Source organism: Streptomyces sp. NTD91 (assembly GCF_059510455.1).
The window spans coordinates 287,821-300,778 of the sequence record NZ_JCAJZW010000003.1; the positions used below are offsets into that span (position 1 = coordinate 287,821).

Annotated in this window: 13 protein-coding genes, 1 pseudogene and 2 riboswitches; of the genes and pseudogenes, 7 read left to right on the forward strand and 7 right to left on the reverse strand. The window is 70.5% G+C overall.

The window, feature by feature from the left end:
* Positions 1 to 127: 127 nt before the first annotated feature.
* A riboswitch (glycine riboswitch) is annotated at positions 128 to 227 on the forward strand.
* Positions 228 to 342: riboswitch (glycine riboswitch) on the forward strand.
* A gap of 44 nt (positions 343 to 386) precedes the next feature.
* The 6 genes from gcvT to AC5WRT_RS05870 all read left to right on the forward strand — a co-directional run bounded on the left by gcvT (position 387) and on the right by AC5WRT_RS05870 (position 6,898).
* The gene (gene gcvT / locus AC5WRT_RS05845) at positions 387 to 1,505 is read left to right on the forward strand and encodes a glycine cleavage system aminomethyltransferase GcvT (RefSeq protein ID WP_496096098.1); all 1,119 of its coding nucleotides are present in this window, start codon (positions 387 to 389) and stop codon (positions 1,503 to 1,505) included.
* Between the two features lie 108 nt (positions 1,506 to 1,613).
* Positions 1,614 to 1,991: a glycine cleavage system protein GcvH gene (gene gcvH, locus AC5WRT_RS05850; RefSeq protein WP_496096099.1), complete on the forward strand. Its 378-nt coding sequence runs from the start codon at positions 1,614 to 1,616 to the stop codon at positions 1,989 to 1,991.
* 14 nt (positions 1,992 to 2,005) lie between these two features.
* On the forward strand, positions 2,006 to 3,289 hold the full coding sequence (gene glyA / locus AC5WRT_RS05855) for a serine hydroxymethyltransferase (protein ID WP_496096100.1): 1,284 nt from the start codon (positions 2,006 to 2,008) through the stop codon (positions 3,287 to 3,289).
* Between the two features lie 84 nt (positions 3,290 to 3,373).
* A complete protein-coding gene (locus AC5WRT_RS05860) occupies positions 3,374 to 4,741 on the forward strand; it encodes an L-serine ammonia-lyase (RefSeq protein WP_496096101.1) in 1,368 nt (455 codons plus the stop codon).
* A 528-nt stretch (positions 4,742 to 5,269) separates the two neighbouring features.
* Positions 5,270 to 6,307, forward strand: coding sequence for a phosphatidylinositol-specific phospholipase C domain-containing protein (locus AC5WRT_RS05865; protein ID WP_496096102.1), 1,038 nt, complete (start codon positions 5,270 to 5,272; stop codon positions 6,305 to 6,307).
* A gap of 36 nt (positions 6,308 to 6,343) precedes the next feature.
* Positions 6,344 to 6,898, forward strand: coding sequence for a glycoside hydrolase family 25 protein (locus AC5WRT_RS05870; protein ID WP_496096103.1), 555 nt, complete (start codon positions 6,344 to 6,346; stop codon positions 6,896 to 6,898).
* Positions 6,899 to 6,904: 6 nt separating this feature from the next.
* Here the strand turns inward: AC5WRT_RS05870 and AC5WRT_RS05875 are convergent, their stop codons facing one another.
* The gene (locus tag AC5WRT_RS05875) at positions 6,905 to 7,567 is read right to left on the reverse strand and encodes an NADPH-dependent F420 reductase (protein WP_496096104.1); all 663 of its coding nucleotides are present in this window, start codon (positions 7,565 to 7,567) and stop codon (positions 6,905 to 6,907) included.
* A gap of 191 nt (positions 7,568 to 7,758) precedes the next feature.
* On the opposite strand from AC5WRT_RS05875, the pseudogene AC5WRT_RS05880 reads away from it, so the two are divergent.
* Positions 7,759 to 7,863, forward strand: a pseudogene (locus tag AC5WRT_RS05880) (hypothetical protein); the annotation flags it as partial.
* Positions 7,864 to 7,924: 61 nt separating this feature from the next.
* Here the strand turns inward: AC5WRT_RS05880 and AC5WRT_RS05885 are convergent.
* The 6 genes from AC5WRT_RS05885 to AC5WRT_RS05910 all read right to left on the reverse strand — a co-directional run bounded on the left by AC5WRT_RS05885 (position 7,925) and on the right by AC5WRT_RS05910 (position 12,909).
* Positions 7,925 to 8,137 (reverse strand): EF-hand domain-containing protein, encoded by a 213-nt coding sequence (locus AC5WRT_RS05885; RefSeq protein WP_496096129.1) that lies wholly within the window; start codon positions 8,135 to 8,137, stop codon positions 7,925 to 7,927.
* Positions 8,138 to 8,196: 59 nt separating this feature from the next.
* A complete protein-coding gene (locus tag AC5WRT_RS05890; RefSeq protein ID WP_496096105.1) occupies positions 8,197 to 9,108 on the reverse strand; it encodes a MerR family transcriptional regulator in 912 nt (303 codons plus the stop codon).
* A 145-nt stretch (positions 9,109 to 9,253) separates the two neighbouring features.
* On the reverse strand, positions 9,254 to 10,441 hold the full coding sequence (locus tag AC5WRT_RS05895; RefSeq protein ID WP_496096106.1) for a YVTN family beta-propeller repeat protein: 1,188 nt from the start codon (positions 10,439 to 10,441) through the stop codon (positions 9,254 to 9,256).
* Entirely contained in the window at positions 10,441 to 11,256 is an 816-nt protein-coding gene (locus AC5WRT_RS05900) for a polysaccharide deacetylase family protein (RefSeq protein WP_496096107.1), read from the reverse strand. Before AC5WRT_RS05900 ends, AC5WRT_RS05895 begins: the two co-directional genes overlap by 1 nt.
* A gap of 85 nt (positions 11,257 to 11,341) precedes the next feature.
* A complete protein-coding gene (locus AC5WRT_RS05905; RefSeq protein ID WP_496096108.1) occupies positions 11,342 to 11,845 on the reverse strand; it encodes an ATP-binding protein in 504 nt (167 codons plus the stop codon).
* A gap of 296 nt (positions 11,846 to 12,141) precedes the next feature.
* Complete coding sequence (locus AC5WRT_RS05910; RefSeq protein ID WP_496096109.1) at positions 12,142 to 12,909, reverse strand: enoyl-CoA hydratase/isomerase family protein; 768 nt, start codon at positions 12,907 to 12,909, stop codon at positions 12,142 to 12,144.
* Positions 12,910 to 12,958 lie beyond the last annotated feature (49 nt).

The following is a 12,958-nucleotide window of genomic DNA, read 5'->3' on the forward strand; positions in this document are numbered from 1 at the left end:
CTGCCCGCAGTCCGTAAAGAGAAGGTGATGGACGATGTCGCCACCAGGGTCCGGGGCCTGCCACAGGTCGGTTACAAAAGCCCGCCCGCCGTGCGATGATGTGGCCGCCAACTGCATACCGGCCGCTTGAATCCGCGCGGGAGAGTCCCTGGCAGCACAGATGCCGGGGCGCCGAAGGAGCAAGTCCCTCCCTTGAATCTCTCAGGCCCCGTTACCGCGCGGGCGAGGCACATCTGAAAAGCGGGCCGCTCTACGACAGTGGCTCCACCCACGGTGCAAGCCGTGATCGTCCCTGTGGCGGTCCCGGCGAACCTCTCAGGTTCCGATGACAGATGGGGAGGAACGTTCCTCGCCCGTCCTGTTTCGCCCTGGGAGACGACCGACCGATGAGCAGCACTGAACTCCGTCACACCGCGCTCGATGCCGTGCATCGCGCGCTCGGTGCGACGATGACCGACTTCGCCGGCTGGGACATGCCGCTGCGCTACGGCTCCGAGCGCGACGAGCACATCGCCGTGCGGACGAAGGCGGGCCTGTTCGACCTCTCCCACATGGGCGAGATCGCCGTCACCGGTGCGGAGGCGGCCGCCTTCCTGAACCACGCCCTGGTCGGCAACATCGCCTCCGTCGGCGTGGGCCGCGCCCGCTACACCATGATCTGCCGGGCCGACGGCGGCATCCTGGACGACCTGATCGTCTACCGGCTCGCCGAGACCGAGTACATGGTCGTCGCGAACGCCTCCAACGCCCAGGTGGTGCTGGACGCCCTCACCGAGCGCGCCGCCGGCTTCGACGCCGAGGTCCGCGACGACCGGGACGCCTACGCACTGATCGCCGTCCAGGGCCCCGAGTCCCCCGGCATCCTGAAGTCGCTCACCGACGCCGACCTCGACGGCCTCAAGTACTACGCCGGGCTGCCCGGCACGGTCGCCGGCGTCCCTGCGCTGATCGCCCGCACCGGGTACACCGGCGAGGACGGTTTCGAGCTGTTCGTGAAGCCCGAGCACGCCGTCGAGCTGTGGCAGGCGCTGACCAGGGCCGGCGAGGGCGTCGGCCTGGTGCCGTGCGGCCTGTCCTGCCGGGACACCCTGCGCCTGGAGGCGGGCATGCCGCTGTACGGGCACGAGCTGACCACCGAGCTGACCCCCTTCGACGCCGGGCTCGGCCGTGTGGTGAAGTTCGAGAAGGAGGGCGACTTCGTCGGGCGCGAGGCGCTCCGGCAGGCCGCCGCACGGGCTGAGGAGAACCCGCCGCGGATCCTCGTCGGCCTGGTCGCCGAGGGCCGCCGCGTTCCGCGGGCCGGGTATGCCGTCGTCGCGGGCGGTGAGGTGATCGGCGAGGTCACCTCCGGCGCTCCCTCCCCCACCCTGGGCAAGCCGATCGCCATGGCGTACGTCGACGCGGCGCACGCGGCGCCGGGCACCGAGGGCGTCGGCGTGGACATCCGGGGCAGCCACGAGCCGTACGAGGTCGTGGCGCTGCCGTTCTACAAGCGCCAGAAGTAGACACTGGGCGCGGTCACTGTGTGACCCCGCGCACGTCCCGCTGCTCCCCAGCGGCCTCACCAGTCCCCCCGTCATCATCACTCCCGCGCGTACAGGAGAATTCAGGCCATGAGCAACCCCCAGCAGCTGCGCTACAGCAAGGAGCACGAGTGGCTGTCGCCCGCCGAGGACGGCGTGTCGACGGTCGGCATCACCGAGTTCGCGGCGAACGCGCTCGGCGATGTCGTCTACGCCCAGCTCCCCGAGGTCGGCTCCACCGTGGCTGCGGGCGAGACCTGCGGCGAACTGGAGTCCACGAAGTCGGTCTCCGACCTGTACTCCCCGGTCACCGGTGAGGTCACCGAGATCAACGAGGACGTCGTCAACGACCCGTCGCTGGTGAACTCCGAGCCCTTCGAGGGCGGCTGGCTGTTCAAGGTGCGCGTCACGGAGGAGCCGGCCGACCTGCTCTCCGCCGACGAGTACACCGCCCAGAACGCCGGCTGAGGAGTCGTAGCCGTATGACCGTCCTGAACACGTCCCTGCACGAGCTGGACCCGGAGATCGCCGCCGCGGTCGACGCCGAGCTCGGCCGCCAGCAGTCCACGCTGGAGATGATCGCCTCCGAGAACTTCGCTCCCCTCGCGGTGATGGAGGCGCAGGGCTCGGTCCTCACCAACAAGTACGCCGAGGGCTACCCGGGCCGCCGCTACTACGGCGGCTGCGAGCACGTCGACGTCGCCGAGCAGATCGCCATCGACCGGGTCAAGGAGCTGTTCGGCGCCGAGTACGCCAACGTCCAGCCCCACTCCGGCGCCTCCGCCAACCAGGCGGCCCTGTTCGCGCTGGCCCGGCCCGGGGACACCATCCTCGGCCTGGACCTGGCCCACGGCGGCCACCTGACCCACGGCATGCGCCTGAACTTCTCCGGCAAGCAGTTCGACGTGGTCGCCTACCACGTGGACGCCGGCACCGGTCTGGTCGACATGGCCGAGGTCGAGCGGCTCGCCAAGGAGCACCGCCCGAAGGTGATCATCGCCGGCTGGTCGGCGTACCCGCGCGAGCTCGACTTCGCCGCCTTCCGCCGGATCGCCGACGAGGTCGAGGCATACCTGTGGGTCGACATGGCGCACTTCGCCGGCCTGGTCGCGGCGGGCCTGCACGCGAACCCGGTGCCGTACGCCGACGTGGTCACCTCCACCACGCACAAGACGCTCGGCGGCCCGCGCGGCGGCATCATCCTCGCCCGCAGCAAGGACTTCGCGAAGAAGCTGAACTCGTCGGTCTTCCCCGGCTTCCAGGGCGGTCCGCTGGAGCACGTGATCGCGGCCAAGGCCGTCTCCTTCAAGGTCGCGGCCTCGGAGGAGTTCAAGGAGCGCCAGCGTCGTACCGTGGAGGGTGCCCGCATCCTCGCCGAGCGCCTGACGGCGGCGGACGCCCGTGAGGCGGGGGTGAACGTCCTGTCCGGCGGGACGGACGTGCACCTGATCCTCGTCGACCTGCGCGCCTCGGAGCTGGACGGGCAGCAGGCCGAGGACCGCCTCCACGAGGTCGGGATCACGGTCAACCGGAACGCGGTCCCGGACGACCCGCGGCCCCCGATGGTGACGTCCGGGCTGCGGATCGGCACGCCGGCCCTCGCGACCCGCGGCTTCACGGCCGAGGACTTCGCCGAGGTCGCGGACGTGATCGCCGAGGCGCTGAAGGCGCCGTCCCCCTTCGGGTCGGCCGACGCGGAAGCCCTCAAGGCGCGCGTGCAGGCGCTCGCCGACAAGCACCCGCTGTACCCGGGCCTGACCAAGTAGGTCCCGGCGAAGCAAGTCCCCGGTGGGGCACCCGAGGCCGGATCCCGAGGGTGCCCCATCATCCCCCGTTCCTGAGGAGTGACCGTGGCCATCTCGGTCTTCGACCTGTTCTCGATCGGCATCGGCCCGTCCAGCTCCCATACGGTCGGCCCGATGCGCGCGGCGCGGATGTTCGCCCGCCGGCTGCGCAACGAAGACCTGCTGCCCTCGGTGGCCTCCCTGCGCTGCGAGCTGTACGGCTCCCTCGGCGCGACCGGCCACGGCCACGGCACGCCGAAGGCGGTCCTGCTCGGGCTGGAGGGCGCGTCCCCGCGCACGGTGGACGTGGAGACGGCGGACGAGCGGGTGGAGAAGATCAAGCAGGCGGGCCGCATCTCGCTCCTGGCCGAACACGAGATCGCGTTCGACTTCGACAAGGACCTCGTACTGCACCGCCGCAAGGCCCTCCCGTACCACGCCAACGGCATGACGCTGTGGGCGTACGACGCCTCGGGCGCGGAACTGCTGACGAAGACGTACTACTCGGTCGGCGGCGGCTTCGTCGTGGACGAGGACGCGGTCGGCGCGGACCGGATCAAGCTGGACGACACGGTCCTGAAACATCCCTTCCGCACGGGCGACGAGCTGCTGCGCCTGACGAAGGAGACGGGTCTGTCGATCTCCTCCCTGATGCTGGAGAACGAGCGGGCCTGGCGCACCGAGGACGAGATCCGCGCGGGTCTGCTGGAGATCTGGCGGGTGATGCGCGAGTGCGTCCAGCGCGGCATGGCGCGCGAGGGCATCCTGCCCGGCGGCCTGAAGGTGCGCCGCCGCGCGGCCGTCTCCGCCCGCCAGCTGCGCGCCGAGGGCGACCCGCTGGCCCACGCCATGGAGTGGATCACGCTCTACGCGATGGCGGTGAACGAGGAGAACGCGGCCGGCGGTCGCGTGGTGACCGCCCCGACGAACGGCGCGGCCGGCATCATCCCTGCCGTCCTGCACTACTACATCGACTTCGTCCCCGGTGCCGACGAGGACGGCGTGGTGCGCTTCCTCCTCGCCGCGGGCGCGATCGGCATGCTCTTCAAGGAGAACGCCTCCATCTCCGGTGCCGAGGTCGGCTGTCAGGGCGAGGTCGGCTCGGCCTGCTCGATGGCCGCGGGCGCGCTGGCCGAGGTCCTCGGCGGCTCCCCCGAGCAGGTCGAGAACGCCGCCGAGATCGGCATGGAGCACAACCTCGGCCTGACCTGCGACCCGGTCGGCGGCCTGGTCCAGATCCCGTGCATCGAGCGCAACGGCATGGCCGCGGTGAAGGCGGTCACCGCGGCGAGGATGGCCATGCGCGGCGACGGCTCCCACAAGGTGTCCCTGGACAAGGTCATCAAGACCATGAAGGACACCGGCGCGGACATGTCCGTCAAGTACAAGGAGACGGCACGGGGCGGGCTCGCGGTGAACATCATCGAGTGCTGAGGACATAGGCGTACGCTCGTCCCTCGCACCGCTGTCGGGGCCTTCCCGCCGAGCGGCAGGCCGCTGCGGTGCGGCGTGCGCCTCGGTCCTCATGCCCCTCGCGGGATCCGTCTCTGCCATGGCCTCGGTCCGGGCGGCGAGGACCGCCGCGGGGGCCACGTCCGCGACAGGGCAGCGCGGCTCCGGGGCTGTCGGCCCCTGCCGGTTTTCGACGCGATGCGCCAGGCGTCCGGGCCGTGGCCGGGGTCTTTGACCCAGAAGCGGCGGTCCCCGTTGTCGGTCATGCTCATTTCGAACAGCCCCGGGGGTCGCAGGGGGCGGGCGCAGAGGGAATGAACCGGCGCCGTGTCCGCGCATGAGCCGGGTCCTCGACCGGCACATCACTCCCTCCTCCCGGTCGGCCACCGTCCCGTGAGGCGCGATGCCCGGCGGTCGGACAGTGGCTGATGTTCCGCCAGGGGCTACCGCGCAGTAACCGCTCACCCTTACGCTGCCGCCAACTCGGCTACAGCGAAGGGGAGTTGAGCTATGGGCGCGATGAGACGGCTGGCGGTACTCCTGGGGGCCGCCGCTCTGCTGACGGCGGGCGCGGGCAACGCGCACGCGGCGGCGCCGAAGTTCTCCGAGACGACGGCGATCGGCACGCACAACGCGTACGACAAGTCCAAGTACACCTATTTCGCACAGGCGTTGGACTCGGGTGCCTCACTGCTCGAGATCGACGTCTACGCGGACAGCATCAGCAGGCGCTGGCGGGTGAGCCACAGCAACCCGTGGGGCGACGACAACAACTGCGAGAGCGCGAAGACGCCGAGCCAGCTGTACAGCACGAGCCGCAACCAGGACTTCGGCAGCTGCCTGGACAACATCGCGGCCTGGAACCAGCTGCACCCCGACCACCCGCCGATCGTCTTCAAGATCGAGATGAAGGTCGGCTTCAACAACAACGTCGGGCTCGGCCCGGACGAGTTCGACACGCTGATCAGCCAGAAGCTCGGCAGCAGCGTCTACAGGCCGGCCGACCTGCTGGGCGGCACCTACAGCACACTGGACGCCGCCGCGAAGGCCGACGCGTGGCCGTCCCGCGACTCCCTCAAGGGCAAGTTCCTCTTCGAAGTCATCCCCGGCACCGTGGAGATGGACAACCCCTTCGACCACTACTGGACCGACCAGGAGTACGGCGACCACCTGCGCGACCTGTACGCGGCCGGAGACATCGCGCAGGCCCAGGCCTTCCCGACGGTGCTGGGTGCGGCCGACGGCGACCCGCGCGCGACCCGCTGGAGCTCCGACCCCTCGATCCGCCCCTGGTTCGTGTTCTTCGACGGTGACGCGGCGACGTACGTCAACAACGGGTACGACACCTCGTTCTACTCCACGAACCACTACATCTCGATCATGACCGACGCCTCCGGCGTCTCCCCCGCCATCTCCTCCACCGACCCCACCGACGCGGAAGTCGCCGCCCGTCTGGACCTGTTGGCCAGGGACCATGCGAGCATCATCACCTCCGACTGGTCGGCGAAGTCCGCCTCGGTGCTCAGTGGGGTGACCACCCGAAGCTGAGGTTCCGAATCGGGGCGCAAGGGGCACAACCCCTACATGTTGCACGGCATCGACGTAAGCGCCTTCCAGTCCTCCGCGTACGACACGGACGGCCTCTCCTTCGTCTTCATCAAGGCGACGGAGGGCCGTTCGTACGTCAATCCCCGGCTCACGGCCCAGACCAAGACAGGCCGGGACGCCGGACTGGTCGTCGGCTTCTACCACTTCCTGTGGCCCGGCAACATCGCCGCCCAGGCCGAGTACTTCGTCCAGCACGCCCCCGAGCGCGCCGGCGACATCCTCGCGGTCGACTGGGAGACCACCGGTGACGGCACCCACGCGAGCAACGCGGAGAAGGACCACTTCATCCGCACGCTGAAGGGACTGCGGCCGCACAACCGGGTCGTGCTCTACACGAACAGGAACTTCTGGTTGACGGTCGACACGACCTCCTACGCCGGCGACGGCCTCTGGATCGCCGACTACGTCACCGCCGGTCGCCCCCGCATCAAGGCCAAGTGGCGTTTTCACCAGTACACCAGCGAGCCGCACGACAAGGACGTGGCCGACTTCTCCACCAGGGCCGCGCTGAAGGAGTGGGCCACGCCGTAGTGCCGGTCAGCCCCGGAAGTCCGCCGGGCGGACCGGGGAGGCCGCCGCGAGGGCCTTCTTCACGGCTTCCGAGTCCCCGCGGAAGCCGTAGACGGGGGTTCCCGGCTGCTGGCGCCAGGAGTCGTCGATGCCGCCCCCGTCGACCGTGTCGAAGCCGAGTTCGTCGATCAGGGCCCGCACTTTCGCCTTGGCCGCCTCGTCGTCGCCGGCGACCGGAAGGGCGATGCGCTCGGAGCCGCCCGCGGGACGGGGGCGGTCCAGGATGTCCTGGGCGTAGGTGCCGTTGAAGGCCTTGATCACCGGGTGGCCGAGGTGTCGTTCGGTCCAGCGGCTCTCGGTGAGGCCTTCGTCCTCGATGCCCGCGATCCGGCCGTCGCGCTCACGCGGGTAGTAGTTGCCGGTGTCGATCACCGCGGCCCCTTCGGCGGCGCCGTCCAGCAGGCCGGAGGGGAGGCTCGGTACCGCCTTGAGGGGGACGGTGACGACGACCACCTCGGCGTCCCTGGCCGCCTCCTCCGCCCGGACCGGGGTCGCTCCGGTCTCCTCGGCCAGTTCCCTGAGTGTCTCGGGGCCGCGGGAGTTGGCCACGGCGACCTCGTGACCGAGGGCGGTGAGCCGCCGGGTGAGGTTGCCGCCGATGTTCCCCGCGCCGATGATGCCGATCTTCATGACAGGCCTTCCGGGATCGTTGCATGCGTGTGCATGCGTCTGTCCGGCGACAACCTCGCCGGTACGGCTGCTATTCCGTCACCGCGGCGATCGGGTGAACGCCCTCACGGCCGCATGACGATCTTGCCGGCGCCACCGACTCCCCGTCCTGGACCGGGTGACGTCACCTGTCCCGCCGGGACTGGGTGATCCTCTCCGCGCACCCGCGCCACCCGTACGCCGGCGAACTGGTGCACACGGCGTTCTCCGGCACGCACCAGGACCCGATCAGCAAGGGACTCGCCGAAGACGCCCGGCCTTCGCCGTGACGGCATGACGAAGGGGGCCCTCCTGCCGGGAGAGCCCCCTCTGCCCGTGTCACTTGCTCAGGTACGCCCAGAACTCGTCGAACGACAGGACCTTGTCGCCGTCGAGGTCGCGCTGCTTGATGATGGCCTCCGCGACCGTCTCGGTGACGTTCCAGTCACCACCCTGCGCGAGGGCGGTCTTGAACTCGACGGCCGTGATGAATCCGTCACCGTCCGCGTCGATCCGCTGGAACTGCTTGCGTGCTTCCTCGATGTCCGCCACCGATCCGCCCCTTTTGCTCGTGTTTCTCATGCCGTGCTGGCGTACTGACGCTGGTCAGATTAACGGCCCGCACGAGCGCGGAGTGCGGCGACCACCCAGGCGAAGTCCTCCGCGTGCGGGGGCGCCGGAGTGCGGTTGACGAGGGCGAGCAGTTCCCGGTAGCGGGCGACGCGCTCGTTGAACCCGGCCGTCATGCGTTCCAGCACGGCGGCCCGGTCGGCGTCGCCGAACAGCTCGTCCAGCACCCGGTCGGCCTCCGGTGCGGTGGGCCGCACACCGCGCTCGCGGACCGGCGCCACGAGTTCGACCAGCCGCTTGGCGAACCACAGCGACCGCCCGCGCGGTTCCCCGGGCTGCCGGTCGGCCGCGTTGAACTCGACGGCCTGCCGCATCTGCGCGCGGAACTCCGGGTCCTGGAGCATCTCCGCCAGCTCCACCCAGGCGTCGACCTCTTCCGGCGTGGGGTTCTCCGCCGGGCGGACCGCGATCTGCCGCATCCGCTCCTGGACGTCGGGGTCCACGGTGTCGAGCCCGTGCAGCGTCTCCGCCACGAACTCCTCCATGATCCGCTGCCGTTCGGCGGCGGACAGCCGTGCCAGCCTGTTCATGAGTGCCGTCTCCTCTGCGGTCGAGCCTCGTCGGGCGACCGTCGCCAGCACCGCGCGGGTCACCTTCAGCGACCGGATCTGCGCGTCCAGGGCCGCGACGTGCGTGGCCGCGACCTCGGCGACCGACCGCTCCCCGGCCAGCACCCCGCGTACGTCGTCCAGGCCGAGCCCCAGCTCGCGCAGGGTGCGGATGAGTTCCAGGCGGGCGACGGCGGCGGCGCCGTAGAGCCGGTAGCCGCCGGAGGACCGGGTCACCGGGGTGAGGACGCCCTCGTCCGACCAGTAGCGGATGGTGCGCACGGTCAGTCCGGTGGCCCGGGCCAGCTCGCCGATGGTGAGGAGTCCGGTGCCGTCTTCGGTCATGTCGGCGAGTCTGCGCCTTCCAGCGGGTGGAGACTCAAGGAGCGGGCCGGGTCGGCCCGCCACCGGTCGTTCGGCGGCGGCAGGCGCCCTGTCGGCCGTCCGTGCGGATCACCACCGGTCGGCGGCGTGTCCGCCCTGCCCGCGGTCAGCGGAAGATGCCGGTGTGACCGAGGGAGTAGCGGCCCGGCTGCGGGTAGACGGCGAGGCCGTGCGGGCCGCTGCCGACCTTGATGCGGGCCAGTTCCTTACCGGTGCGGGTGTCGATGGCGTACACCTCGGCGTTGTAGCGGCCGGACAGCCACAGGACCGTGCCGTCGGCGGACACGCCACCCATGTCGGGGCTGCCGCCGCCGGGCAGGTGCCACTTGGCGGTGAGTCGGTTCTTCGTGAAGTCGAAGACGGAGATGGTGCCCTCCCCCCGGTTGGAGATGTACATCTCGCGGGAGTCGCGGCTGATGTAGAGGCCGTGGGCGCCCTTGCCGGTGTAGAGGAACCTCGGCCGGGTGAACCTGTCGCCGTCCAGGATCCACAGGCCGTTGGCCACCATGTCGGCGATGTAGAACAGCTTGCCGTCCGGGGAGATCTTGACGTCCTGCGGCATCGCTCCGGCGTGCGGCAGCCTCTCCTGCCGTACGACCTTCATCCTGGCGGTGTCGACCTTGAGGATCTCGCCGCTGAACTCGCAGGAGACGATGAAGTAGCGCCCGTCGGGCGAGAAGTCGGCATGGTTGACGCCGTAGCAGGTGACGGGCACGGCCTTGACGAGCTTCATGGTGTGGGCGTCCCGGAAGACCAGCTCGCGGTCCCTGGAGGCCATGACGACGGCGTACCTGCCGTCGGGCGTGAAGTACAGGTTGTACGGGTCGTGCACGGCGACCGGCTTGCCCGCCTTGCCGGTCCTCGGGTCGATCGGGGTGAGGCTGTTGCCGAGGTCGTTGTTGACCCACAGGGTCTTCAGGTCCCAGGACGGCACGACGTGCTGGGGCTGGCGGCCGACCGGCAGCGTGTCGATGACCTTGTAGGTCTTCGGGTCGATGACGGTGACGGTGTTGGAGTTGGTGTTGGGGACGTACACCCGGGAGGGAAAGTCCTTGACGACGGGGGAGAGTTGGTTCGGGCGGTCGGCGGAGTAGAGGTCCTTGGGGTTCTGGACCGGCGGCATCCCGGGCAGCACGTTGACCTGCCTCCTGCCGTTGCCCGGCTGGGCCGGTGCCTTGCTGGCCAGGTCTTCGTTCCCGTGGTGCTGAGCCCCCGTACTGCACGCGGACAGCAGCGACAGGGCGGTGAGGACGGCACTGGCCGCCAGCAGGCGGGCGGCTTTCGTGGTTCGCATCAGCTCAGCAGCTCCGTGGTGGTGACCGCGCGCAGACCGCGGCGGTCGAGTTCGTGGAGGAGGTCGGGCAGGGCGGCGACCGTGTCCGGGTACCCGAAGTGCATGCTCACCACCGACCCGCCGCGCACTTCGGCGAGAACCTTGCGGGTGACGGCGGCGGCACCGGGACGGGTGTAGTCGAGCGAGTCGACGTCGTACGACAGCACGTGCGGGTAGCCGGCGGCCCGGGCGAGCCGGGCGACCAGCGGGGAGGCGGTCGGCGAGCGGGAGGGGCGGAACCAGGTGCCGATGGACCCGGTGAGCCGCCTCAGCCGGTCCGCGCAGTCGGTGATCTCCTTGCGGGCGTCCGCCTCGGCCATGTCGTTGATCGAGATGTGGTGCTGGGTGTGGTTGCCGAGGTCGTGGCCGCCGTCGAGGATCCGGCGGGCGACGTCGGGGTGTTCGTCCAGCCAGGTGCCGACGGCGAGCACGGTGAGGTGGGCGCCGGCCTTCTCGGCCTCGGTGAGCAGGGAGTGGGCGAACTGGGGGTCGCCCTGGCCGTGGAAGGTGAGGGCGACCTGGGCGCGGGTGCGCGGGCCGTGGGTGATCTGGGCGGGCCGGCCGGGATAGGCGCGGGGGGCGGGCGCCGCGTGGGCGCCGGCCGGTCGAGGGCTGGAGGGGGTGCCGGACGGGGACGCGGAAGGGGACGTGGGATCCGGGGTGCCGGGCCGGGCGGTCTGCCCCGCGCCGCAACCGGCGGCAAGCGCACCGCCGGCGACGAGCCCGGCGCCCGCGCGCAGCACCCCGCGTCGGTTGGTCGTGGTCACCCGCACCATTTAAGGCGCGTTAGGTAAGAAAACCGCCGATTGGCCCGAAAGGAGGATGATTTCGGGTCGCGTCGACGAGGAGGTCACGCCACCGCTACCGGTCGGCCACCCGCATCTCGAACCATGTCGTCTTGCCCCTCGGCAGCAGGTCGACACCCCAGCGGTCGGACAGCCGGTCGACGAGGAACAGGCCCCGGCCGCTGGTGTCCATCTCCTGCACCGGCATCAGACAGGGCAGCCCGCGCGAGGGGTCGCGGACCTCCACCCGGATCCAGCCGGGGCGGCGGCGCATCCGCAGGCCGAAGATCCGGGCGCCGGTGTGCCGCACGGCGTTGCCGACCAGCTCGGAGACGAGTAACACGCAGTCCTCGGTGAGCTTGGGGGTGAGCCGCCAGGTGCGCAGCACGACGACCTGGGCGAGGCGGCGGGCGGTCGCCGCGGACTCGGGGCGGGACGGCAGCGGCACCTCCGCCTCCGTCGGGTTGCCGAACAGTTCGAGCGCCTTGAGCGCCTGTTCGTCCTCGACCGCGGGCGACCAGCGCGCCGCGGCCGCACGGCTGTGTCCCCGCGGCTGTTCGATGCCCTCCAGCCCCGCCATGCCAACATGATGGCGGTCCGGAGCCGTCTTCGGGGCCGTTCCGGAGGAATACGCCCCCCGCACGCCCCCGTTCTCCGCCGAGCCGACGGCATATGCCGATGTCATACAACCAGCCGATAGGGCCCGGACGACCTGCGAAGACGACTTGCTTCCGGGCAATCGCCGGGCTCCCTCGACAGCGCGGACTCAAGACCGCCTCGAGGCTCCCATAAACCGCCCCATCGAGGGACGCGGAGGAGACGACGCGTCAACTGCAAGTGCGCCCGTCGGAGTCAGGCCAATGTCGCTTCGCTCGCTCAGCGGAACTTGGCCTTGCCCGGGCCCTCCTCCACGAAGCTGCGCATACCGGTCTCGCGGTCCTCGGTGGCGAACAGGCCCGCGAACCAGTTCCGTTCGACGGTGAGGCCGGTGTCGATGTCGGTCTCCAGGCCGGTGTCCACCGACTCCTTCGCCGCGCGCAGGGCGATCGCCGGCCCCTGGGCGAGCTTCGCGGCCCAGGCGTGCGCCTGCTCGTACACCTCGGCGGCCGGCACGACGCGGTCGACCAGGCCGATCGCGAGGGCCTCGTCGGCCTTGACCTGGCGGCCGGTGAAGATGAGGTCCTTGGCCTTGGAGGGGCCGACCAGCCGGGGCAGCCGCTGGGTGCCGCCGGCTCCCGGGATCAGACCGAGCAGGATCTCGGGCTGACCGAGCTTGGCGTTCTCCGCGGCGATGCGGTAATCGGCGCACAGGGCCAGTTCGCAGCCGCCACCGAGGGCATAGCCGGTGATGGCGGCGACGACGGGCTTGGGGATGCGGGCCACGGCCGTGAAGGAGTCCTGCAGGGCGCGGGCGCGCAGGACCATCGCGGTGTGGTCCATGTTCTGCATCTCCTTGATGTCCGCGCCGGCCGCGAACACCCGCTCGCCTCCGTAGATCACCACGGCGCGCACGTCGTCGCGGCGCGTGGCCTCCTCGGCGAGTTCCTTCAGCCGGTCCTGGGTGGCGACGTCCAGCGCGTTCATCGGCGGACGGTCCAGACGCAGGGTTCCGACGCCTTCGGCGACTTCGAGAGTGACGGTCATGGAGGCAGGTTAACGGGGATTAACGGCAGCGGGCCCGGTGCCGTAGCTC

What these genes read in the sequence shown, in the direction of transcription:
- gcvT (WP_496096098.1), top strand. Translation starts at nt 387, where the DNA reads ATGAGCAGCACTGAACTCCGTCACACCGCGCTCGATGCCGTGCATCGC.
- gcvH (WP_496096099.1), top strand. Translation starts at nt 1,614, where the DNA reads ATGAGCAACCCCCAGCAGCTGCGCTACAGCAAGGAGCACGAGTGGCTG.
- glyA (WP_496096100.1), top strand. Translation starts at nt 2,006, where the DNA reads ATGACCGTCCTGAACACGTCCCTGCACGAGCTGGACCCGGAGATCGCC.
- AC5WRT_RS05865 (WP_496096102.1), top strand. Translation starts at nt 5,270, where the DNA reads ATGGGCGCGATGAGACGGCTGGCGGTACTCCTGGGGGCCGCCGCTCTG.
- AC5WRT_RS05870 (WP_496096103.1), top strand. Translation starts at nt 6,344, where the DNA reads ATGTTGCACGGCATCGACGTAAGCGCCTTCCAGTCCTCCGCGTACGAC.
- AC5WRT_RS05875 (WP_496096104.1), bottom strand. Translation starts at nt 7,567, where the DNA reads ATGAAGATCGGCATCATCGGCGCGGGGAACATCGGCGGCAACCTCACC.
- AC5WRT_RS05890 (WP_496096105.1), bottom strand. Translation starts at nt 9,108, where the DNA reads ATGACCGAAGACGGCACCGGACTCCTCACCATCGGCGAGCTGGCCCGG.
- AC5WRT_RS05895 (WP_496096106.1), bottom strand. Translation starts at nt 10,441, where the DNA reads ATGCGAACCACGAAAGCCGCCCGCCTGCTGGCGGCCAGTGCCGTCCTC.
- AC5WRT_RS05900 (WP_496096107.1), bottom strand. Translation starts at nt 11,256, where the DNA reads ATGGTGCGGGTGACCACGACCAACCGACGCGGGGTGCTGCGCGCGGGC.
- AC5WRT_RS05905 (WP_496096108.1), bottom strand. Translation starts at nt 11,845, where the DNA reads ATGGCGGGGCTGGAGGGCATCGAACAGCCGCGGGGACACAGCCGTGCG.
- AC5WRT_RS05910 (WP_496096109.1), bottom strand. Translation starts at nt 12,909, where the DNA reads ATGACCGTCACTCTCGAAGTCGCCGAAGGCGTCGGAACCCTGCGTCTG.